This window comes from Sphingomonas quercus, assembly GCF_018863195.1.
Taxonomy (GTDB): domain Bacteria; phylum Pseudomonadota; class Alphaproteobacteria; order Sphingomonadales; family Sphingomonadaceae; genus Solisphingomonas; species Solisphingomonas quercus.
The window spans coordinates 115,499-136,462 of sequence record NZ_JAHKRT010000005.1 but is presented as its reverse complement, the minus strand read 5'-3'; the positions used below and the strand labels follow the sequence as shown (position 1 = coordinate 136,462).

The 20,964-nt window shown below is 69.6% G+C and carries 17 protein-coding genes; 7 read left to right on the top strand and 10 right to left on the bottom strand.

What is annotated here, in order from left to right; all coding sequences use genetic code 11:
* Nucleotides 1-70: 70 nt before the first annotated feature.
* Complete coding sequence (locus tag KOF26_RS10675; RefSeq protein ID WP_216324391.1) at nucleotides 71-2,557, top strand: sensor domain-containing protein; 2,487 nt, start codon at nucleotides 71-73, stop codon at nucleotides 2,555-2,557.
* Between the two features lie 31 nt (nucleotides 2,558-2,588).
* Here the strand turns inward: KOF26_RS10675 and eda are convergent, their stop codons facing one another.
* Genes eda through edd form a run of 3 tightly spaced genes read right to left on the bottom strand, consistent with a single transcriptional unit; the run spans nucleotide 2,589 to nucleotide 6,001 of the window.
* Complete coding sequence (gene eda, locus KOF26_RS10670) at nucleotides 2,589-3,203, bottom strand: bifunctional 4-hydroxy-2-oxoglutarate aldolase/2-dehydro-3-deoxy-phosphogluconate aldolase (protein ID WP_216324389.1); 615 nt, start codon at nucleotides 3,201-3,203, stop codon at nucleotides 2,589-2,591.
* A complete protein-coding gene (gene glk / locus KOF26_RS10665; protein ID WP_216324387.1) occupies nucleotides 3,200-4,171 on the bottom strand; it encodes a glucokinase in 972 nt (323 codons plus the stop codon). Before glk ends, eda begins: the two co-directional genes overlap by 4 nt.
* A gap of 3 nt (nucleotides 4,172-4,174) precedes the next feature.
* A complete protein-coding gene (edd, locus tag KOF26_RS10660) occupies nucleotides 4,175-6,001 on the bottom strand; it encodes a phosphogluconate dehydratase (RefSeq protein ID WP_216324383.1) in 1,827 nt (608 codons plus the stop codon).
* Between the two features lie 109 nt (nucleotides 6,002-6,110).
* On the opposite strand from edd, the gene KOF26_RS10655 reads away from it, so the two are divergent.
* Both KOF26_RS10655 and KOF26_RS10650 read left to right on the top strand, forming a co-directional pair.
* A complete protein-coding gene (locus KOF26_RS10655) occupies nucleotides 6,111-7,112 on the top strand; it encodes a threonine aldolase family protein (RefSeq protein ID WP_216324380.1) in 1,002 nt (333 codons plus the stop codon).
* Nucleotides 7,113-7,260: 148 nt separating this feature from the next.
* Nucleotides 7,261-8,172, top strand: a complete 912-nt coding sequence (locus KOF26_RS10650) for a DMT family transporter (RefSeq protein ID WP_216324377.1) — start codon at nucleotides 7,261-7,263, stop codon at nucleotides 8,170-8,172.
* Here the strand turns inward: KOF26_RS10650 and KOF26_RS10645 are convergent.
* Nucleotides 8,144-8,929: a Rossmann-fold NAD(P)-binding domain-containing protein gene (locus tag KOF26_RS10645; RefSeq protein ID WP_216324374.1), complete on the bottom strand. Its 786-nt coding sequence runs from the start codon at nucleotides 8,927-8,929 to the stop codon at nucleotides 8,144-8,146. The genes KOF26_RS10650 and KOF26_RS10645 overlap by 29 nt on opposite strands.
* 231 nt (nucleotides 8,930-9,160) lie before the next feature.
* On the opposite strand from KOF26_RS10645, the gene pepN reads away from it, so the two are divergent.
* Complete coding sequence (gene pepN, locus KOF26_RS10640; RefSeq protein ID WP_216324371.1) at nucleotides 9,161-11,752, top strand: aminopeptidase N; 2,592 nt, start codon at nucleotides 9,161-9,163, stop codon at nucleotides 11,750-11,752.
* A gap of 60 nt (nucleotides 11,753-11,812) precedes the next feature.
* Here the strand turns inward: pepN and KOF26_RS10635 are convergent, their stop codons facing one another.
* The 5 genes from KOF26_RS10635 to KOF26_RS10615 form a co-directional block, all read right to left on the bottom strand.
* Nucleotides 11,813-12,388: a PEPxxWA-CTERM sorting domain-containing protein gene (locus KOF26_RS10635; protein WP_216324368.1), complete on the bottom strand. Its 576-nt coding sequence runs from the start codon at nucleotides 12,386-12,388 to the stop codon at nucleotides 11,813-11,815.
* A gap of 86 nt (nucleotides 12,389-12,474) precedes the next feature.
* Nucleotides 12,475-13,062 (bottom strand): ABC-type transport auxiliary lipoprotein family protein, encoded by a 588-nt coding sequence (locus KOF26_RS10630; protein ID WP_253201340.1) that lies wholly within the window; start codon nucleotides 13,060-13,062, stop codon nucleotides 12,475-12,477.
* Nucleotides 13,063-13,070: 8 nt separating this feature from the next.
* Nucleotides 13,071-14,018: an MlaD family protein gene (locus KOF26_RS10625; protein ID WP_216324363.1), complete on the bottom strand. Its 948-nt coding sequence runs from the start codon at nucleotides 14,016-14,018 to the stop codon at nucleotides 13,071-13,073.
* A gap of 7 nt (nucleotides 14,019-14,025) precedes the next feature.
* Nucleotides 14,026-14,829, bottom strand: a complete 804-nt coding sequence (locus tag KOF26_RS10620; protein ID WP_216324361.1) for an ABC transporter ATP-binding protein — start codon at nucleotides 14,827-14,829, stop codon at nucleotides 14,026-14,028.
* Nucleotides 14,829-15,926, bottom strand: coding sequence for an ABC transporter permease (locus KOF26_RS10615; protein ID WP_216324359.1), 1,098 nt, complete (start codon nucleotides 15,924-15,926; stop codon nucleotides 14,829-14,831). The genes KOF26_RS10620 and KOF26_RS10615 overlap by 1 nt, the downstream gene beginning before the upstream one ends.
* 82 nt (nucleotides 15,927-16,008) lie before the next feature.
* On the opposite strand from KOF26_RS10615, the gene KOF26_RS10610 reads away from it, so the two are divergent.
* From KOF26_RS10610 to KOF26_RS10600, 3 genes are read left to right on the top strand one after another with little or no spacing between them, the layout of a single operon-like run.
* Nucleotides 16,009-17,106, top strand: coding sequence for a CDP-alcohol phosphatidyltransferase family protein (locus KOF26_RS10610; protein WP_216324356.1), 1,098 nt, complete (start codon nucleotides 16,009-16,011; stop codon nucleotides 17,104-17,106).
* Nucleotides 17,106-17,852, top strand: coding sequence for a nucleotidyltransferase family protein (locus KOF26_RS10605; RefSeq protein ID WP_216324353.1), 747 nt, complete (start codon nucleotides 17,106-17,108; stop codon nucleotides 17,850-17,852). The genes KOF26_RS10610 and KOF26_RS10605 overlap by 1 nt, the downstream gene beginning before the upstream one ends.
* Nucleotides 17,849-18,523, top strand: a complete 675-nt coding sequence (locus tag KOF26_RS10600) for an HAD family hydrolase (protein ID WP_216324351.1) — start codon at nucleotides 17,849-17,851, stop codon at nucleotides 18,521-18,523. Before KOF26_RS10605 ends, KOF26_RS10600 begins: the two co-directional genes overlap by 4 nt.
* A gap of 138 nt (nucleotides 18,524-18,661) precedes the next feature.
* On the opposite strand, the gene KOF26_RS10595 is transcribed toward KOF26_RS10600, so the two are convergent.
* Nucleotides 18,662-20,836: a primosomal protein N' gene (locus tag KOF26_RS10595; RefSeq protein ID WP_216324349.1), complete on the bottom strand. Its 2,175-nt coding sequence runs from the start codon at nucleotides 20,834-20,836 to the stop codon at nucleotides 18,662-18,664.
* Between the last annotated feature and the right edge of the window lie 128 nt (nucleotides 20,837-20,964).

The window sequence follows — 20,964 nt, the reverse complement described above, 5'->3', positions numbered from 1 at the left end:
ATAAGGCGATCGGCGTGGGTGGCCCTCGCGCCGTGTCTCCTTGTCGCGACAGGGATGAGACCGTTGCGCCATGCCTCGGAAAATTGTCGGCACTTTGTTCGATGGTCCGTGGGACCAGGTGGCGCTGCGGCTGTTCGACAGGACGCCCGCCACCATTTGCCATGCCAGCGGCGCGATCCTCTTCGCTAGCAAAGCCTTCCGCCGCATCGCCGGCCGTGAGGATGTGATCGGCCTCGATTACGCGGCCCTCGCGCCGGCAAGCTGCCCGCCGCCCTTCTTCGAGGAGGTCCGCGCAGCGATCGCGGATGCGGGCACCTGGGAAGGCGAAATCGAGATGCAGGCGCCGGGCGGCTCCCTGCACTGGCTGGACACCGCGATCAGCGACCTGCCCGGAAGGCCGGGCCTCTATCTGGTCGTGCATGTCGACATGACGGCGGCCCGGCGGCTCCGCGACAGCGAGGATTTCCACCACAATATCGGGCGCATCTCGCCGGACGGGTTCTTCGTCAACGACGGCGAGAAGACGATTTCGGTCAACGCGGCCGGCGTGCGCATGCTCCGCGGGCAAGGGCCGGAGGACATCATCGGACTGACCCCGGCGCAGATTTTCCGCGCCGATTGCCTGCCCGCCGTCGAATCCCAGATCGAGCGGCAGATGCGCGAGCCGGGCTTGCTGACGCCCATGATCGAGGCGACGATGATCGCCGTCGACGGTGGCGAGGTGCCGGTGGAGGTGCGCGCCATCTCCTATCCGCTCGACGGGCGGCTCGTCACCTTCGCCGCTTGCCGCGATCTCACCGCGTACAAGGAGAGCGAGCGGCGGCTGCGCGACGAACTCGCCTGGCGGACCCGCGCCGAGGACGAGCTGCGCGAGAAGACCGCAGTGCTCGAGGCCGCCTTCGAAAGCTCGATCGACGGCATCATCATGACCGACCTCGAGGGTGGCCGGCTGCTCAGCAACCGGCGCCTCGCCGAAATCCTCAGGATGCCGCCCGAGCTCGTCGCCGATCCGTCGCAGCAGCTTCCCTATCTCGCCTCGCTGACCGCCAATCCCCAGGCGCTGCTGGATCATGTCTACTGGCTCTATGACCATCCGGACCTGACCAGCCGCGAGGAGATCGAGCTGAACGACGGCACCATCCTCGACCGCGTCTCGACGCCGGTCCGCGATGCGGCCGGCCGCAATTACGGCCGGGTATGGATGTTCCGCGACATCACCGAGGGGCGGCGCGCGCAGGACCGCATCAGCCATCTCGCCCGTTTCGATTCCCTCACCGGCCTCGCCAACCGCTATAATCTGCAGGAGCATATGGAAAGGCTGCTGCATCGGCCCGATGGCGGCTTCGCCCTGTTGTCGATGGACCTCGACGGCTTCAAGCACATCAACGACACCAAGGGCCACAGCGTCGGCGACGCGCTGCTCCGCCGCGTCGCGGATCGCCTGCGTGCGGCGTGCGACCGGCCCGGCATGTTCATCGCGCGCCCGGGCGGCGACGAATTCATCTGCCTTGTGCCCGGCGCCGACGCTGCCGATGCGCTGGCGCTCGCCCAGTCGCTCGTCCGTACGCTCGCCGAGCCCTACCAGCTCGACGCGAATCGCTGGTTCATGTCCGGCGCCTCGATCGGCGTCGTCATCGCCCCGGAGCATGGATCGAGCGTCGAGGAGCTGTTGTCGCGCGCCGACATCGCGCTTTATTCCGCCAAGGGCGCGGGCAAGGGCATCGCCTGCCTGTTCGAGCATGAGATGGAAAGCCGCGTCCAGGCGCATGTCGATCTGGAGGCCGATCTGCGCGCCGCCATGGACGGCGACGAGGGTCTGTTCGTCTTCTATCAGCCGATCGTCGATGCCGCCTCGGAGCAGGTCACCGCGCGCGAGGCGCTGGTGCGCTGGCACCATGGCACGCGCGGCTGGGTGTCACCTGCCGAGTTCGTACCGGTCGCCGAGGCGAGCGGCCTGATCGACCGGCTCGGGGCCTTCGTGCTCGATCGCGCCTGCCGCGATGCCGTGCAATGGGCGGATCAGGCGCGCGTCGCCGTCAACGTCTCGGCGGTGCAGCTCGGCAAGGGGCTGCTGGCGCCGGCGATCCGGACTGCGCTCGCCGCCTCCGGCCTCGCCCCGAACCGGCTGGAGATCGAGGTGACCGAAACCGCGCTGCTCGGCGAGGAGGGCGCCGTGATCCATGATCTGCGCGAGGCGCGCGACATCGGCGCTCGGGTGGTGCTGGACGATTTCGGCACCGGCTATTCGTCGCTCTCCCACCTGCGCATCTTCCCGTTCGACAAGATCAAGATCGACGGGTCGTTCGTGCGCGACGCGGTCAAGCGGCCGGATTGCGCGGCGGTGGTCCGCGCGGTGGCGGACCTCGGCCGCCGGCTGGGCGTCACCACGGTCGCGGAGGGCGTGGAAACGCCCGCCCAGCTCGAATGCATCCGCGCCGTCGGCTGCACGGAAATCCAGGGCTATGTCTATGCGCGGCCCGCGCCGACGGCGGGGGATGCGGCCCGCGTCGCCGCGCTGAATGATGAACCGGTGCCGATGCCCGAACCGTCACGCTGAACCCGTCGACCGGGTCAGCATGGCGGGGCGTTCACGCCCCCAGTCGTGCCGCCTCTTCGGCCAGCGCCTGGATCCTCGCCACGTCCGGCGCGCCGGCCGGCACCACCCAGCTACCGCCGACGCACAGCACCGAGGGATGTGCCAGCCAGTTCGGCGCGGTCGCCGCGCTGATCCCACCGGTGGGGCAGAAGCGCACCTGTCCGAACGGCGCCGCCAGCGCCTTCAGCGCCGCGATTCCGCCGGCGGCCTCGGCCGGGAAGAACTTCACATGGGTGAGGCCGAGGTCCAGCGCGCGCATGATGTCGCCGGCATTGGCCGTTCCCGGCAGATAAGGCACCCTGGCCTTCTCGGCGGCCCTGGCTAGCGGCTTGGTGAGGCCCGGCGAGACGATGAACCGCGCGCCTGCGTCCACCGCCGCGTCGAGCTGATCGCCGTTCAGCACCGTGCCGGCCCCGACCACGGCGCCGTCCACCTTCGCCATCTCGCGGATCACGTCGAGCGCAGCGGGGGTGCGCAGCGTCACCTCCAGAGCCCGCAGCCCGCCCGCGACCAGCGCCTCGGCAATCGGCCGGGCGTGGGCGGCGTCCTCGATGACCAGCACCGGGATGACGGGCGCGAGGGTCATGATCTTGGCGATATCGGTCATCGGGCGTGCTCCTGGGCGAAGGCGGCGGCGGCCCCGTAGAGGCCGGGCTGGGGATGGGTAATCAGCTTGACCGGGATGCGCGACATCATCGCCTCGAACCGGCCCTTGGCGGTGAAGCGCTGGGCGAAGCCGGAGCCGGGCAGGCGATCGGCGATGCGCTGGCCGAGCCCGCCGGCCACCACCACGCCCGTCGCGCCCTGCGCCAGCGCGAGGTCGCCGGCGACGGAGCCGAGCGCCTGGCAGAAGCGATCGAAGGCGGCGGCGGCGAGGCTGTCGGAGCCGTCCAGCGCCACGGTCCACAGCGCCTTGTCGTCGCGCGGCGGCGTGAACGGCCGGCCCTCCAGCGTCGCCAGCGCGGTGTAGATCGCGACAAGGCCGGGTCCCGAGACGATCCGCTCCGTCGACACGCGCCGATGCAGCGTGCGCAAGTGGGCGAGGATGGCATCCTCGGTGCGGTCGAGCGGCGCATAGTCGACATGCCCGCCCTCCGTCTCGGTGACGTGGTAGCGCCCGGCGCGGCGCAGCACATGGGCGACGCCGAGCCCGGTGCCCGGCCCGACGACGGTGATCACGCCCTCATCCGGGAAGGGCGTGTCGGGGCCGCACAGGTGCCGCAGATGCGCCGCGTCCGCCTGCGCCACGGAATGGCCGACCGCGCCGAAATCATTGACCAGCGTATAGGCGTCGACGTGCAGCTTCTCGGGGATCAGCGCCGGGCGGATCACCCAGGGATTGTTGGTCAGCTTCAGCACCTCGCCCTGTACCGGGCCGGCGATGGCGATGCCCGCGGCGCGGGGGAGGGGGCGGCCGAGATGCTCGGCAAACGCCTCCCAGGCGAGCTGGAAGCTGGCATTCTCCGCGGTTTTCAGCGTCACCTCGGGCGCGAGATGGACGACGCGGCCTGCCTCCACCTCGGCGAGGGCGAACCGCGCGTGCGTGCCGCCGATATCGACCGCGACGATCTCCATTCCCTAGAACCCTTCCATATGCGCCAGCATCGCCGACGCCCCTTCCTCGGCATGGGAGGCGCCGTGGCGCATGAACGCGAACAGCTCGCGCCCCGTGCCGGTGGCGGGCGGCGGCATCCGCGCCGGCTCGCGCGCCGCCCATTCAGCGGCGTCGACCAGCGCCTCCAGCCGCCCCTCATCGGCCGACAGGCGGACGAGGTCGCCGTCGCGCAGCTTCGCTACCGGCCCGTCGGCGAGCGCCTCGGGCGAAAGGTGGATGGCGGCCGGCACCTTGCCGGATGCGCCGGACATGCGCCCGTCCGTGACCAGTGCCACCTTGAAGCCGCGATCCTGCAACACGCCGAGCGGCGGCGTCAGCTTGTGCAGCTCGGGCATGCCGTTGGCGCGCGGCCCCTGGAAGCGGACGACGACGACGACGTCGCGCTCCAGCTCGCCGGCCTTGAACGCGGCGAGCACCTGATCCTGTTCGGAGAACACCCGCGCCGGCGCCTCGATCGTCCAGCGCGACGGGTCGACGGCGGAAGTCTTGAAGGTGGCGCGGCCGAGATTGCCCTGCACCAGCCGCATGCCGCCGTCCGGCTGGAAGGCGTTGGCCGGCGGTCGCAGGATGCTGTCGTCGAGCGGCGCTGCCGGGCTGTCGCGCCACACCAGCCGATCGCCGTCCAGCGCCGGCTCCTTCGCATAATCGCCGAGGTCGGCGCCCGACACGGTCATGATGTCGCGATGCAGATGCCCGCTGTCGATGAGCGCGCCGATCACATAGCCCATGCCGCCGGCGGCGTGGAAATGGTTCACGTCCGCCTGACCGTTCGGATAGACGCGCGCGATCAGCGGGGTCGCCGCCGACAGGCGGTCGATATCCTCCCAGTCGATGATGATGCCGGCCGCCCGCGCGATCGCCGGCAGGTGGATGGCGTGGTTGGTCGAGCCGCCGGTCGCCAGCAGGCCGACGATGGCGTTGACGATGGCCTTCTCGTCGATGCAGCGGCCGAACGGGCGATAATCATTGCCGTCCCGGCCGATCTGGGCGACGCGATGGGTAGCCGCCGCGGTCAGCGCGTCGCGCAGCCTGGTGCCGGGATTGACGAAGGCGGCGCCCGGCACGTGCAGGCCCATCACCTCCATCATCATCTGGTTGGAATTGGCCGTGCCGTAGAAAGTGCAGGTGCCCGGTCCGTGATAGGACGCGCTCTCGCTCTCCAGCAGCTCCTCGCGGCCGACCTTGCCCTCGGCATAGAGCTGGCGGATGCGCTGCTTCTCCTTGTTGGGCAGACCCGAGGGCATCGGGCCGGCGGGGACGAGGATCGTCGGCAGATGGCCGAAGCGAAGCGCGCCGATCAGCAGGCCCGGCACGATCTTGTCGCAGATGCCGAGCAGCAGCGCGCCTTCGAACATGCCGTGGCTGAGCGCGATCGCGGTCGACAGCGCGATGGTGTCGCGGGAGAAGAGCGACATCTCCATGCCCGGCTGGCCCTGCGTAACGCCGTCGCACATCGCCGGCACGCCGCCCGCCACCTGCGCGGTGGCGCCCACCTCGCGCGCGGCGATCTTGATGCGCTCGGGATAGCGCGCATAGGGCTGATGGGCCGAAAGCATATCGTTATAGGCGGTGACGATGCCGATGTTCATCGACCTGGCCGAGCGGATCGCCGGCTTGTCCTCGCCGGACGCGGCGAAGCCATGGGCGAGATTGCCGCACGCCAGCCGCGGGCGATCGACGCCGGTGTCGCGCTGCCGGTCGATCAGGTCGAGATAGCGGGCGCGGCTCTCCGCCGACCGCGCGACGATCCTGGCGGTGACGGCGGCGACTTCGGGATGCAGGTCGGTCATGGCTGGCTCCGGGGCTGGGAGCGCTATCTAGTTCGCTCACCCGCAATGTCGAGCATGCGCGCGCGTCGGGCGGGTTGAATGGCGCGATGGGCAATGCCAAGGAACCGCCATGCGCTTCTTCTCCGACAACACCGCCACCGTCCATCCTGCCGTGATGCGCGCTATCGCGGAGGCGGATCATGTCGATTCCGGCTATGACGGCGACAGCTGGTCGCGACGGCTGGACGCGGCCTTCTCCGCACTGTTCGGCACCGATTGCGCGGCCCTGTGGGTGGCGACGGGGACAGCGGCCAATTCGCTCGCCCTGGCGGCGCTCTGCCCGCCGCATGGCGGCACGATCTGCCACCGCGACGCGCACGTCCAGAATGACGAATGCGGCGCGCCGGAATTCTTCACCCACGGCGCCAAGCTGCTGCTCGCCGAAGGGGCGGGCGCCAAGGTGACCCCGGAGAGCGTGCGCGCCACCGCCGACGCCATCGCCGACGATGTCCACCGCGTCCAGCCGCACGCGCTGACCATCACCAACGCCACCGAATACGGCCTCGTCTATTCCCCCGCCGAAGTGGCGGCGCTGGGCGCGCTGGCCCGGGCGCGCGGCTGGGGCTTCCACATGGACGGCGCCCGCTTCGCGAACGCCATCGTCCATGCCGGCTGCACGCCCGCCGAGATGACGGTCGCGGCCGGGGTGGACGCGCTGTCGTTCGGCTTCGTCAAGAATGGCGGCATGTCGGCGGAGGTGCTGGTGTTCTTCCGCCCCGACCTCGCCGACGCCACCCGCTATCGGCGCAAGCGGGCGGGGCACCTTCTCTCCAAGGGCCGCTATCTTGCCGCCCAGGCGCTGGCGATGCTGGAAAATGATATCTGGCTCGACAACGCCCGCGCCGCTAACGCCGCCGCCACGCGCCTTGCCGAGGCTGCCGCCGGCCGGCTGATCCATCCGGTCGAGGCCAACGAACTGTTCCTCCGCGCCACCGCCGCCGAGGCCGCGGCGCTGCGCGCGCAGGGCTTCGGCTTCTATGATTGGGCGGACGGCGAAATCCGCCTCGTCACCTCCTGGAACCAGCCCGCCGCCGAGGTCGAAGCGCTCGCCAGCGCGCTGACCTCGTTGTGACACGTCGCGCCTGCCCCACTCATCGTGCTGAACTTGCTTCAGCATCCACTTCGCCACAGGCCGCGGCGTCTGTGGCTGGCTGGGCCCTGAGACCCGTTCAGGGTGATGATGATGCGGCCGGCGCCGGCTCGCCCGATCCGAGGCCCGAATGACCGAGCCGCCGCTCGCGCCGGCCACCCGCGCGCGCGTCGCGGTCCCGTTCATCCTGGTGACGCTGATCTGGGGCGGAACATGGCTCGTCATCCGCGACCAGATCTCCGTCGTCCCGATCGGCTGGTCGGTCACCTGGCGGTTCGTCTCCGGCGCGGCGGCGATGCTGCTCTATGCGCGGGTGACGGGCGTGCCGCTGCGCCTGAGCGCGCCCCAGCAGGGGCTGGCGGTGCTGATCGGGTTCGCCCAGTTCGTGCTCAACTTCAACTTCGTCTACCGCGCCGAGACCTTCGTCACCTCCGGGCTGGTGGCGGTGGTCTATGCGCTGCTGGTGGTGCCGAACGCGATCCTCGGGCGCATCTTCCTCGGCGCCCAGGTATCGCGCGCCTTCCTCGCCGGATCGGCGGTGGCGTTTCTCGGCATCGCGCTCCTGTTCAGACACGAGATGGCTGTTGCCGCCGCCGGACCGCATGCGGTGGCAGTCGGCATCGTCATCGCCATGGCCGGCGTGCTGTCCGCATCGGCCGCCAACATATTGCAGGCGACGAAGCGGGCGCGCGAGGTGCCGATCCTGGCGCTGCTCGGCTGGGTGATGCTATGGGGCGCGCTGATCGACGCGGCCTTCGCCTGGGCGACGGTCGGCCCGCCGGTCATCGATACCAGCTGGCGCTATCTCGCCGGCACCGCCTATCTCGGCGTGCTCGGCTCGGCGGTCGCCTTTCCCCTCTATTTCGGGGTGATCCGGATCATCGGCCCGGCGCGCGCGGCCTATACCAGCGTGCTGATCCCGGTCATCGCCATGGCGCTGTCGACGTTGTTCGAGGGCTATGTCTGGTCGCTCGAGGCGGCGGCGGGCGGCGCGCTGGTGCTGGTCGGCCTCGTCATCGCGCTGGCGGCACGGCGCCGATAGCGGCGAGCCCGGCCCGCCAGTCAGGATAGAGCGGGGTCCAGCCGAGCAGCCGCTTCGCCCGCCCGTTCGCCACCCGCCGTCGCTCCGCGTAAAAGGCCCGCGCCGGCCCCGACAGCCGGGCTTCGTCGGGCGCCAGCAACGGGGGCAGGGGCCGGCCGAGCATTGCCGCCGCCGTCTCCACCAGCGCATTTTGCGGCGCCGGCCGGTCGTCGGCGAGGTTGTAGGCGCCTGCCGGCCCGCGCGTGAAGCTGGCGACGACGCCGCCGGCGATGTCGTCGACATGCACCCGGCTGAATATCTGCCCGGGCAGGTCGACGCGATGGGCGGTTCCCGCCGCCACCCGGTCGAGCGCCGACCGCCCCGGCCCGTAAATCCCCGGCAGCCGGAACACCCGCGCCCCCAGCGCCAGCCAGGCGAGGTCTGCCGCGATCCGCCCGGGGCGCCGGCCGAGGAGCGGCGCGCTCTCGTCGACCCACGCCCCGCCGGTGTCGCCATAGACGCCCGAGGAGGAGAGATAACCGATCCACGCCGCCTGTCCGAAGGTGGCGCCATAGCGCGCCAGTACCGGATCGGAGCCGTCCTCGGCCGGCGGCACGGAGGAGAGGATATGCGTCGCGCCCGCAATCAGCGCGGCGACATGCGTGGTGTCGTCGATATCGCCCCGCCCGACCGTATCGACATGCCAGCCGTCGCGCGCCAGCCGCGCGGCAAGGCGGGCGGCCGTATAGCCCGGGCCGAAGATCAGGATGCGCGACATCGCCGCTTGTTAGCCCGCCAGCCTCTCTTGCCCAACCGTCATGATGAGGTGGCGTAGCGGGCAAGGTCCGCGGCGCCCGCATTCACGGCCTGTCTCCCCGGACGATGAATGGCGTTCCGTCGAGCGCGCCATCGTCCGGGTAACGGCAAAATCCGACGGTCCCGCCCCGGCCATCTCGCGGCGAGACGATCACACTGGAAAGCCGCCGGCCGCGCGCCTACCCTCTGCGTCATGCTCGACGCCCAGACCGCCCCCGCCGCCCCGCACGTGACCCGCCGTGAGGATTATGCCCCGCCGGTGTGGCTGGTGCCCACGATCGACCTCGTGTTCGACCTCGATCCGGCGCGCACTTCGGTCTCGGCGACGATGCAGGTCGAGCTGAAGGAGGGCGCCGGCGGGCCGCTGCGCCTCGATGGCGGCGGCGGACTGCGGCCGCTCACCGTGGCGGTCGACGGCCAGCCGGCCGAATGGCGCATGGAGGGCGACCAGCTCGTGCTTGATCTCGCCGGCCGCGCGCATGAGGTGGCGATCGCCGTCGAGATCGCGCCCGAGGCCAACACCCAGCTGATGGGCCTCTATGCCTCGGGCGGCCTGCTTTGCACCCAATGCGAGGCGGAAGGCTTCCGCCGCATCATGTTCTTCCCCGATCGCCCGGACGTGCTCAGCCGCTACACGGTGCGGATGACGGCGGACAAGGCGCGCTTTCCGGTCCTCCTCGCCAATGGCGATCATGTCGGCGGCGGCGATCTCGACGACGGGCGGCATTGGGCGCAATGGCGCGATCCCTTCCCCAAGCCGTGCTACCTGTTCGCGCTGGTCGCGGGCGATCTCGCCTGCCGCGCCGATCAGTTCATCACCCGCTCGGGCCGCACCGTCGCGCTCGGCATCTACACCGCGCAGTCCGATCTGCCGAAGACGGAGCACGCCATGGCCGCGCTCAAGGCGTCGATGGCGTGGGACGAGCAGGTCTATGGCCGCGAGTATGACCTCGCCGTGTTCAACATCGTGGCGGTCGGCGATTTCAACTTCGGCGCGATGGAGAATAAGGGCCTCAACATCTTCAACTCGCGCTACATTCTCGCCGATCCGGATACGGCGACAGACGCGGATTACGATGCGGTGGCCGGCGTCGTGGCGCACGAATATTTCCATAACTGGTCCGGCAACCGCGTCACCTGCCGCGACTGGTTCCAGTTGTCGCTGAAGGAAGGCTTCACGGTCTTTCGCGACCAGCAATTCTCCGCCGATCAGGGCAGCCACGCCGTCAAGCGCATCGAGGACGTCCGGGCGTTGCGCGCCGCTCAGTTCCCCGAGGACGCCGGCCCGCTCGCCCACCCGATCCGCCCAGAATCCTATCTGGAGATCGGCAATTTCTACACCGCGACCGTCTACAACAAGGGCGCCGAGGTGATCCGGATGCTCCACACGCTGCTCGGCGCGGAGCGGTTCCGGAAGGGCACCGATCTCTATTTCACCCGTCATGACGGCACCGCCACGACCTGCGACGCCTTCGTCGACGCGATGGAGGATGCCTCGGGCGAGGATCTGTCGCGCTTCCGGCTATGGTATTCGCAGGCGGGCACGCCGCGCGTGAAGGCGTCCCTCGTCCACGAGACCGGCGGCGGCCGCGCTCGCCTTACGCTGGAGCAGTCCGTTCCGGCCACCCCCGGCCAGCGGGACAAGCAGCCGATGGTGTTGCCGCTGCGGCTCGCCCTGTTCAGCGCCGAGACCGGCAAGCGCCTCGCCGCGCAGATGGTGGTGATGCAGGACGCGCGCGAGGAAATCGTCTTCGAAGGCGTATCCGAGCGGCCGATCCTGTCGATCAACCGCGACTTCTCGGCGCCGGTGATCGTCGAGACCGATCGTTCGCCCGCCGATCTTGCCTTCCTCTCGGCCCATGATGACGATCCGTTCGCCCGTTATGAAGCGGTGCAGCAGCTCATGCTCGACACGCTGGTCGCCGGTGCCGCGAGAGGGGAGGCGGATCATCGCCCGGTGATCGCGGCGGTGCGCGACACGCTGGCCGACGCCCATCTCGATCCCGCCTTCGTCGCCGAGACGATGCTGATCCCGACCGAGAGCTTTGTCGGCGATCAGATGCTCGTCGTCGATCCCGAGGCGATCCGCCGGACCCGTGACGCGCTGCGCCGCGATCTCGGCCGCGAGCTGCTCGAGCAATGGCGCGCCATCTACGCCGCCAACCACAGCAATCGCTTCGAATATAATCCGACCGCCAAGGGCATGCGGCGGCTCAAGACGATTGCACTCGGCTTTCTCGCCGTCGGCGGTGCGGAGGATGCTGCCGCCCTCGCATTCGGCCAGTTTAACGATGCCGACAATATGACCGACCGGCAGGGTGCGCTCGGCGTGCTCGCCAACGGCACTGCGCCCGAGCGCGAGACGGCGCTCGCTGCCTTCTATGATCGCTACCGGGGAGATTCGCTGGTGCTGGACAAATGGTTCACCACCCAGGCGCTGTCGATGCGCGCGGACACGCCGGAGCAGGTCGAGCGTCTGGCCAGGCATCCGGATTTCACGCTGACCAACCCGAACCGGCTGCGTTCGCTGGTCGGCGCCTTCACCGCCAACCAATATGCGTTCCACGATCCTTCGGGACGCGGCTACCGCTTCCTCGCCGACATGGTGCTGGCGGCGGATCGCCTCAATCCGCAGACCGCGGCCAAGCTGATCCCCCCGCTCGGCCGCTGGCGCCGGCTGGAACCGACGCGGGCCGCGCTGATGAAGGCGGAGCTCGAACGCATGCTGGCGACGCCCGGTCTCAGCAAGGACGTATTCGAGCAGGTGTCAAAAAGTCTGGCGTAAGGGGGAGGGGGCCGCAGCACCGCCCCCTCCATGCCATTCCAGCCCCATCGGGGTCGAGTGTCAGGCGGCCAGAGCCGCCCCATGCCCCCGACGCCCGCGCAGCGCCGCGCCCGCCACGCCGAAGCCGACGATCATCAGCGCCCAGCTCGCCGGCTCGGGTACCGAGCCGGGAGCGCCGCTGACGGACGCCGTCAGGTCGCCGGCCAGATCCTGCGTGCCGAACGAGGTCAGGCTGCCTTCGACATTGCCCGCGCCCAGCCCGGTCACGGTGAACTCGAAATTGCCTTCGAAGGGGAAGCCGAAATCCCAGATCGCCGGTCCGCTCACGCTGAACGACAGGTCGGTCAGCGCGCCGCCGCTCAGCGCCCCGTTCACATCCAGCAGGTTGCTGAGATCGAAGCTGTAATCTGTCTGGGTGATGACGAGGAAGCCCGTGCCCGTCATCGAGAAGGCGGTGACGTCGCCGAGGCCGAACGTGCCATCATCGACACTTGTCTCGAACGAGCCGGTGCCCTCGGCCCCGGCAAGGCCGATCCCGTCGGAAAGGGCGTAGCTGAAATTGATCACAGCCGCTGGCGCCGCAGTGGCAGCGCCCAGCAGCGCGGCGGCGGACAGGGCGACGAACGACTTGCGCATATTGGATAAACCCCCCTGGCGAAATCCCCGCCGAGAAGTGAATCATCCTTACCAAATTGTAAAGAAGCTTGCGGCCGGCCGAGTCCTCAGCCGGCGCCCACCCAGTCGGCGACCTCCGCGGCGATCTGGTTCGACGCCTGGCTGAGCGCCGCCGCCACGCCCGGCGCATCCTGGGTCGCGGCCTGCGCCTTGGCCTGGAAGCGGCGGCTTTCCAGGGTCGCGCCTTCCTTGCGGACGAGCATGGCGTCGTAGGTCGCAGTCACCTGTCCCGTGCCGGCGTCCATCCCGAAATCGACCAGCCGGCCGGACAGGCGCGCGCCCGGGGCCAGCACATATTGACGCGGATCGAGCGCCACGCGGCCGGTCTTGGCGGTGATCGTCTCGGCGAGCAGGTTGCGGAACAGGCGGGTCGGGGCGTCGCCCCACTGCGCGTCCTTCAGATAGGCGACCGCGTTCGGCCCCGCCTTCACCGGCACGCGCAGGCCACCCAATTCGGGCGGCGCGGAGGGCACGTAGATGGTGATGCTGGTGCCTTCCCTGGCCGTTACCGACTGGCCGGGCGCGAGCGGGCTGGCGTTGCTCAGCGTCATCAGCGTCGGCGGCGGCTTGGCCCCGAAGCTGATGCACGCGGCGAGCGGCAGGGCGAGGGCGGCGGCGAGAAGGGGTGAGCGCATCGTCGGCCTCATTTCTTCGGCTTATAGTCTGGCAGGCGCCGGCCGCCCAGCACGCCGCCGGCCCCGCCCGCATCGAGCCGGGAGGCGACGTTGGTCAGCGCCTCGGCCATCGTCGACAGGTCGCGGACGAGCTGGTTGACCTCGGGCAGCGTCTGGCTGGACAGCGAGCGGATGCCCGGTCGCGCCTCGCCGATCGTCTGGTCCAGCGTCTCCATCGAATGCTGGGCCGAGGCGACCGCCTTGCGCAGGTCGCCGATCAGCGGGCGGCCGTCCTTGTCGAGCAGCTCGTTGGTGGTGCCGGCAAGCTTGCCGATCTGCTCGGCCGCGGCGCCCGCCTGCTGCACGGCGATGCGGGTGTCGGCCAGCGTCGCGGCGATCTCCGGCCCGCGATCGGCGAGCGACCCGGTGAGCCGGTTCACATTGGCGAGGATGCCGGCGAACTGCTTCTGGTTCTCGTCGGAAAGCAGCGTCGTCAATCGCTCGGTGAGCGTGGTGAGCCGCTCGAGCAGCTGCGGCGCGGAGTTGAGCAGCTCGCCCAGCGCGCCCGGCTTGGTCGGGATCACCGGCACGCCGAACGGGCCCGGTTCGGTGATCGGGGCGGCGCCCTTCACGGCGCCGTCGAGGTTGATCTGGCTGACCCCGGTGAAGCCGACGCCGGCGATGGTCGCGGTGGTGCCCTGCAGGATCGGCGTGTCTTCGTTGACGCTGATGCGGACGCGCACGAATTCCGGGCTGTCCGGCATCAGCTTGATCTCCTGCACCTGGCCCGAAGGCACGCCGGAGAAGGTCACGGTCGAGCCTTTGGCGAGGCCGTCCACCGATGTCTTGAAGAAAATGTCGAAGCGCTGGTCGCGCCCGCCCGACACGTTCATGATCCAGATGATGAACGCCAGCGTGACGACCAGCAGGCCGAGCACCACGCTGCCGACGAGCACGTTGTTCGAGCGTGTTTCCATCAGCGCGTCATGCCCCCGGCTGCCCTGCGTCCTCGCGTTCCGCCGCGCCGGCGGCGGCGCGGCCGCGCGGGCCGTTGAAATATTCGCGGATCCACGGATGGTCCAACGCCAATAATTCCGGGATCGTTCCGACCGCCACCACCTTGCGATCCGCCAGCACGGCGACGCGGTCGCAGATCGCATAGAGCGTGTCGAGATCGTGGGTGATCAGGAACACCGTCAACCCCAGCGTTTCCTTGAGGCTGCGGATCAGCGCATCGAAGGCGGCCGCGCCGATCGGGTCGAGGCCGGCGGTCGGCTCGTCGAGGAACAACAGCTCCGGGTCGAGCGCCAGCGAACGGGCCAGACCGGCCCGTTTCTTCATGCCGCCGGACAGCTCGGACGGGAATTTCGGCGCGGCATCGCGCGGCAGCCCGGCCATGACGATCTTGTACGAGGCGATCTCGTCGAGCAGCGTCTCGCCCAGCGCCGGATAATATTCGCGCAGCGGCACCTCGACATTCTCCGCCACCGTCAGCGTCGAGAACAGCGCGCCACCCTGGAACAGCACGCCCCAGCGCCGGCGCACATCCACCGTCTCGGCATCGGTGCGGCCGATCATCGGTTCGCCGAACACTTCGATCGATCCGGTATCGGGTGTCTGCAGGCCGATGATCGAGCGCATCAGCACGGACTTGCCGGTGCCCGATCCGCCGACCACGCCAAGGATCTCGCCGCGCCGGACGTCGAGGTCGAGCCCTTCATGAACCACCTGCTCGCCAAAGGCGTTGCGCACGCCCCGCACGGAAATGATCACATCCTCGCCGGCCATCACACCCAGCCGATCGCGGAATAGAAGACGGCGAAGAAGGCATCGAGCACGATCACAAGGAAGATCGACTGCACCACCGCCGCGGTGGTGCGCAGCCCCACCTGTTCGGCATTGCCCTCGACCTGCATGCCCTGGAAGCAGCCGGCCATGGCGATGATCACCCCGAACACCGGCGCCTTGAGCAACCCGACCCACAGATCGGTGATCGGCACCACCTCGCGGATCCTGCTGACGAAGGTGATCGGCGGGATATCGAGCGACAGCCAGGAGAACAGCCCGCCGCCGACGATCGCGATGAGCGAGGAATAGAAACCGAGCAACGGCATCAGGATGACGGTGGCGATGACGCGCGGCATCACCAGCGCCTCCATCGGCGACACGCCGATGGTGCGCATCGCGTCCACTTCCTCGGCGAGCTTCATCGAGCCGATCTGCGCGGCGAAGGCCGAGCCCGATCGGCCGGCGACCATGATCGCGGTCATCAGCACGCCAAGCTCGCGCAAGGTGATGCGGCCGATGAGGTTGATCGCGAACACCTCTGCGCCGAACTGGCGGAGCTGCACCGCGCCCTGCTGGGCGATGACGACGCCGATCAGGAAGCTCATCAGCCCGATGATGCCGAGCGCCTCGACGCCGACCACCTCGAACTGGCGCGAGATCGCTCGCCAGCGAATGCGCTCGGGATGGGTGAGCATGCCGAAGGTGGAGATGACGATGTCGCCGAAAAAGCCGAGCAGGCCGTGCAGCGTGCGCCCGGCCTGGACGGCGGCGGCGCCAATCTGGCCGGTGACGCGGAAGAAGGACGGCGTTGCCTCGGGGCGCATCTGCAACGGCGAATCGAGCTTGCCGACCTGTTCGAGCAGGCGCTGCGCGTCCTTGCTGGCGCCCTCGACCCGGACGTCGTGATCGCGCACCAGCCGATGGATCATCCAGGCGCCGACCGTGTCCATCCGCTCCACACCCGACAGATCGACGGCGCGCGGCGCCTCGACGATCCTATCCAGGCGAGTGGGCAGATCGCCGATGCGGGCCAGGGTCATCGCGCCCGAGAAGCGCAGCGTGCCGTCATCGACGGTGAAGGCGGCAGGGGCATTCATGCGGGCGTAACGATGCGACGTAAGCCGTCGCCGCGCAAGCGGCGGGGCTGGCATTCGGCCGGAAAGCTGGCAGAGGGAAAAAATGAACGATGCATCGGCAGGGGTGAAAACCGCCTTCGTCACCGAAGGTGCCAATCAAGTGACGATCTACGGGTTGAGCCCGGTCGAGCGCATGCGCCGCTTCGCGGTGAAGGCGGGGCTGGCGCCTGTGGAGCGCATGCCCGCGACGGGGCCAGCGATCGTCGCCGATCTCGGCTTTGCCTGGGATCCGGCGTGGCTCGCCTGGGTGAAGAAGGCGCCGGGGCGGGCGATGGCTTATGGCGGTCGCGTCGTGCTCGCCCATTATCCGGATGCCGCCGGCCGCACCGGCCTCGACGACATCCGCGACGGCGAGCGCGACGCCTCGCTCTACAATGAGACGCTGCGCAAGCGGGAGGATGCCTATGTCCTGCCGCTCACCGAGGAGAATCGCCGCCGCATCGAGAAGGCGAGCTATGACGGCGCCTATAAGGGCGTGACCGACCTGCTCACTCTCTATCTGTGGCGCGGCGCCGCCTTCCACCTCACCCGGCTGGCGGCGATGCTGCGCCTGTCGCCGAACATGGTGTCGCTGATCGGCATCGCGCTCTGCGTGTGGGCGTTCTTCCTGTTCCGCGACGGACGTTATTGGGAAGGGCTGGCGGCCGGCCTCGTCTTCATGGTGCTCGATACGGTGGACGGGAAGCTCGCCCGCTGCACCGGCACCTCCTCGTCGATCGGCAACATCATCGACCATGGCGTCGACCTCGTCCACCCGCCCTTCTGGTATTGGGCGTGGGGCGCGGGGCTCGGCGCGTGGGGCCAGGCGATGAGCCCGGCGGAACTATGGTCGGTGGTGGCGATCCTCGTCGCCGGCTACGCCGTGCAGCGGCTGGTGGAAGGGGCGTTCATCGCCAGCTTCCGCGGCATCCACATCCATGTCTGGGAACGGATCGACAGTCGCTTCCGCCTGATCACGGCGCGACGCAATCCGAACATGGTGATACTGTTCGCGAGCCTGCTCGCCGGCGAGCCGCGGCTCGGCCTGCTCGGCGTGGTGTGGTGGACTGTGATCTCCTGCGTGTTCCATGTCGTGCGCCTCATCCAGGCCTATGTCCGCCGCGCTTCCGGCCACCCGGTCACCTCGTGGCTGGCGGACTGATGCGCCGCACCGCGATCCTCATGGCGGGCCAGCGGCCGGGGCTCGATCGGCTCGCCGGCACCGGCCTCAAGGCGCTGCTGCCGGTCGCTGGCCGGCCAATGGTGGCGCGTGTCGTCGACACGCTGCTCGCCTGCCCCGATATCGGCGACATAGTCGTGCTCGCCCAGGATACCGATCCGATCCGCGCCGTGCTGCCTGACGATCCGCGCATCGGCTATGCCCGGTCCGGGGTCGGCATCGCCCATTCGGTGGCCGGCGTGGCGGCGGATCGGTGGCCACTGTTCGTGACCACCGCCGATCACCCGCTGCTGCGGCCCGAGACGATCTCCGCGTTCCTCGCCGGTGCCGATGATTGCGACGTCGCGGTCGGGCTGGTCGAGGAGCGGGTGGTGCGCCGCCGCTTCCCGGATAATCGCCGCACCTGGCTCAGCTTCGCGCGGGGCCGCTGGACCGGCGCCAACCTCTTCGCCCTCAACGGCGCCGGCGCGCTCAAGGCGCTCAACCTGTGGGCGAGCGTCGAGCAAGATCGCAAGAAGGGCTGGAAGCTGATCGCCCGCTTCGGCCCGTGGCTGCTGCTCCGCGCCGCCACCCGCACCATCACCATCGACGACGCGATCGCGGCCGGCGGTCGCCGCTTCGGCTTCGCCGCGAAGGCGGTCCCGCTCGACGATCCGCTCGCCGCCGTCGATGTCGACAAGCCCGAAGATCACGTCCTCGCCGAAGCGGTGCTGGAGGGCCGCGCATGACCGAGCTCGCCATCTACGACATGGATCGCACGATCACCCGCACCGGCACCTACACGCCGTTCCTGATCCATGCCGCGCTGCGCATCGCGCCGTGGCGGCTGGTGTTCGTGCCGGCGGTGCTGGTCGTGATGCTCCTCTACGTGCTGAAGCGGATGACGCGGGCGCGCCTGAAGGAGATCAACCAGCGTCTGATGCTCGGCCCCCACATCCTGCCCGCCGACCTCAAGCGCGTGCGGGCGAGTTTCGCCGAGCTGGTGTGGAACACGAACATCCTGCCCGGCGCCCTCCGCCAGATCGAGGAGGATCGCGCCGCCGGCCGCCGGCTGGTGCTGGCGACGGCCTCCTACCGCCTCTACGTCGAGGCGATCGCCGAGCGGCTCGGTTTCGACGATGTCATCGCCACCAACTCGATCCTCGGCCTCGACGCCCGCGTGACCGCGAAGATCGACGGCGAGAATTGCTACGGCCCGGCCAAGCTCCGCATGATCGAGGCGTGGCTGGCGCATGAGGGCATCGCGCGGAGCGAGGCGCGGGTGCGCTTCTATTCCGATCACGCCTCCGATGCCCCGGTGATGGAATGGGCGGACGAGCCCTTCGCCGCCAACCCGTCGAAGAAGATGCGGCGGCTGGCCGAGGCGCGCGGCTGGCCGATCGTCGACTGGGCGAGGTAAGCGCCGCTTCCGCTGCTCAACCGTCACCCCGGACTTGAGCCGGGGCCCCTCTCGCCACAAGCATCGGCGCTGGTGGTGGCATGGATGCCGGATCAAGTCCGGCCTGACGAAAAAAGGACCGGCGACGACGCTACGCCCTCACAGGAAGCTGTACGGGTCCACATCCACCGCCACGCGCACGCCGCGCGGCCATTCCAGCGCGCCCAGCCACTCGCGGATCACCGCCTGCACGTCCAGCGCCCGCCGGGCATGCACCAGCAGCCTTTGCCGATGCCGCCCGCGCAGCATCGCGAGCGGGGCGGGGGCCGGCCCGAACACCATCATCCCCTCAACCTGTGGCGCGGCGCGACCGATCATTCGCGCCGTCTCCACCGTCTCGGCGAGGTTCTCCGACGAGATGATGATGCCGGCGAAGCGCCCGAACGGCGGCGCGCCCGCCTCGCGGCGTGAATCCGTCTCGGCGGCGTAGAAGCCGTCGACGTCGCCCGAGACCAGCGCATGGATCACCGGCGCCGATGGATCGTGCGTCTGCACCAGCACGCGCCCCGGCTTGTCGCCGCGGCCGGCGCGGCCGGCGACCTGGGCGATCTGCTGGAAGCTCCGCTCGGCCGCGCGCAGGTCGCCGCCGGACAGGCCGAGGTCCGCGTCGACCACGCCGACCAACGTCAGGTTGGGGAAGTGATAGCCCTTGGTGACGAGCTGGGTGCCGATGACGATGTCGATGTCGCGCGCCTCCATCCGCCCGACGAACTCGGCGGCGCGGGCCGGGGACCATAGGGTATCGGATGTGACGATCGCCGTGCGCGCCTCCGGGAACAGCGCCGTCACCTCGTCGGCGATCCGTTCCACGCCCGGTCCGCAGGCGACCAGCGCATCCTCTTCCTTGCACTCCGGGCAGGCGCGCGGCGGCGGCATGATGTGGCCGCAATGATGGCATTGCAGCCGCTGCGTCAGGCGATGCTCGACCATCCAGGCCGTGCAGTTCGGACATTGAAAGCGGTGCCCGCAATGTCGGCAAAGCGTCAGCGGTGCATAGCCGCGCCGGTTCAGGAACAGCAGCGCCTGCTCGCCGCGCGCCATCGTCTCGCCCAGCGCCTCGACCAGCTTCGGCGCCAGCCAGCGCCCGCGCGGCGGCGGATCGGCGACGAGATCGAGCGCGGCGATATCCGGCATCTGCGCCCCACCGAAGCGGGCGGGGAGCTTCAGCTCCGCATAGCGGCCCTGCTCGACCTGATGGCGGGTCTCGATCGCCGGCGTCGCGGAGGCGAGGATCACCGGCAGTTGCTCGAAATGGCCGCGCATCACCGCCACGTCGCGGGCATGGTACATCACCCCCTCCTCCTGCTTGAAGGAGGATTCATGGGCCTCGTCGACGACGATCAGCCCGAGTTCGCGATAGGGCAGGAACAGCGCCGATCGCGCGCCCACGACTACCTTCGCCTCGCCGCTGGCGATCGCCCGCCAGGCCCGGCGGCGCTGGGATTGGCGCAGGTCCGAATGCCACGCCACCGGCGCGACCCCGAAGCGAGCGGTGAAGCGCTTCAGGAACGGCTCGGTCAGCGCGATCTCGGGCAGCAGGACGAGCGTCTGCCGCCCGTCGCGCAGCGCCGCCGCGATGGCCTCGAAATAGACCTCGGTCTTGCCCGAGCCGGTGACGCCGTCGAGCAGCACCGGATGGAAGGTCCGCGCCAGCACCGCGTCGGCCAGCGCGCCCGCTGCCGCCTGCTGCTCCGCCGAGAGGTCGGGCGGGTCGTGATCCGGGTCCGGCTCGGGGTAGGGATCGTCCACCGCCACCGTCACCGGCTCGATCGCGCCGACCTTGCACAGGCCGCGGATCACCCCTTCCGAGACATCGGCGATCGTCGCCAGCTCGCGCACCAGACCCTGCCGTTCGCCGATCCGCTCCAGCGCTTGCGCGCGCTGCGGGGTGAGGCGATCGGGGAGGTGCCCGGTGGCGCGATATTCGACGATGGTCGGCCCCCCGTCGAGCGCGGAGGCCGACGCCAGCGCCATGCGCAGCACGGCGGCCGGCGGCGCCAGATAATAGTCGGCCGTCCACTCGATCAGCCGGCGGAGCGAATCCTTGAGCGGCGGCAGGTCGTAGACGGCGACGAGATTGCGCAGCCGGTTGTCGCCGACCTCGGCGTCCGAGGCCATGCGTTCCGGCTCCCACACCACGCCGGCCAATTGGCGCGGCCCGAGCGGCGCCAGCACGATCGCGCCGGGCTCGGCCGTCATGCCCTGCGGCACGCGATAATCGAGCGGCCCCAGCGCCGGGTTGAGGAGGAGCACACGGGCCCGGTTGCGGTTCATCGCCGCTGAGTTAGGGGCAAGCCGGCCGGGAAGAAAGGACCAGCGCCATGCGCCGGCCCCCTTTTTGGCCGTTGGCGTTGCCGGCTGGAGACCCTAAGTGGCTGGGCGGCCGGATGTTAAGGACAAGC

Excerpts from the sequence above, each read along its gene's own strand:
- KOF26_RS10625 (WP_216324363.1), bottom strand. The coding sequence starts at position 14,018 with ATGGAAACACGCTCGAACAACGTGCTCGTCGGCAGCGTGGTGCTCGGC.
- KOF26_RS10645 (WP_216324374.1), bottom strand. The coding sequence starts at position 8,929 with ATGTCGCGCATCCTGATCTTCGGCCCGGGCTATACGGCCGCCCGCCTT.
- edd (WP_216324383.1), bottom strand. The coding sequence starts at position 6,001 with ATGACCGACCTGCATCCCGAAGTCGCCGCCGTCACCGCCAGGATCGTC.
- KOF26_RS10655 (WP_216324380.1), top strand. The coding sequence starts at position 6,111 with ATGCGCTTCTTCTCCGACAACACCGCCACCGTCCATCCTGCCGTGATG.
- KOF26_RS10610 (WP_216324356.1), top strand. The coding sequence starts at position 16,009 with ATGAACGATGCATCGGCAGGGGTGAAAACCGCCTTCGTCACCGAAGGT.
- KOF26_RS10600 (WP_216324351.1), top strand. The coding sequence starts at position 17,849 with ATGACCGAGCTCGCCATCTACGACATGGATCGCACGATCACCCGCACC.
- eda (WP_216324389.1), bottom strand. The coding sequence starts at position 3,203 with ATGACCGATATCGCCAAGATCATGACCCTCGCGCCCGTCATCCCGGTG.
- KOF26_RS10615 (WP_216324359.1), bottom strand. The coding sequence starts at position 15,926 with ATGAATGCCCCTGCCGCCTTCACCGTCGATGACGGCACGCTGCGCTTC.
- KOF26_RS10675 (WP_216324391.1), top strand. The coding sequence starts at position 71 with ATGCCTCGGAAAATTGTCGGCACTTTGTTCGATGGTCCGTGGGACCAG.
- KOF26_RS10650 (WP_216324377.1), top strand. The coding sequence starts at position 7,261 with ATGACCGAGCCGCCGCTCGCGCCGGCCACCCGCGCGCGCGTCGCGGTC.
- KOF26_RS10605 (WP_216324353.1), top strand. The coding sequence starts at position 17,106 with ATGCGCCGCACCGCGATCCTCATGGCGGGCCAGCGGCCGGGGCTCGAT.
- KOF26_RS10635 (WP_216324368.1), bottom strand. The coding sequence starts at position 12,388 with ATGCGCAAGTCGTTCGTCGCCCTGTCCGCCGCCGCGCTGCTGGGCGCT.
- KOF26_RS10630 (WP_253201340.1), bottom strand. The coding sequence starts at position 13,062 with ATGCGCTCACCCCTTCTCGCCGCCGCCCTCGCCCTGCCGCTCGCCGCG.
- KOF26_RS10620 (WP_216324361.1), bottom strand. The coding sequence starts at position 14,829 with ATGGCCGGCGAGGATGTGATCATTTCCGTGCGGGGCGTGCGCAACGCC.
- glk (WP_216324387.1), bottom strand. The coding sequence starts at position 4,171 with ATGGAGATCGTCGCGGTCGATATCGGCGGCACGCACGCGCGGTTCGCC.
- pepN (WP_216324371.1), top strand. The coding sequence starts at position 9,161 with ATGCTCGACGCCCAGACCGCCCCCGCCGCCCCGCACGTGACCCGCCGT.
- KOF26_RS10595 (WP_216324349.1), bottom strand. The coding sequence starts at position 20,836 with ATGAACCGCAACCGGGCCCGTGTGCTCCTCCTCAACCCGGCGCTGGGG.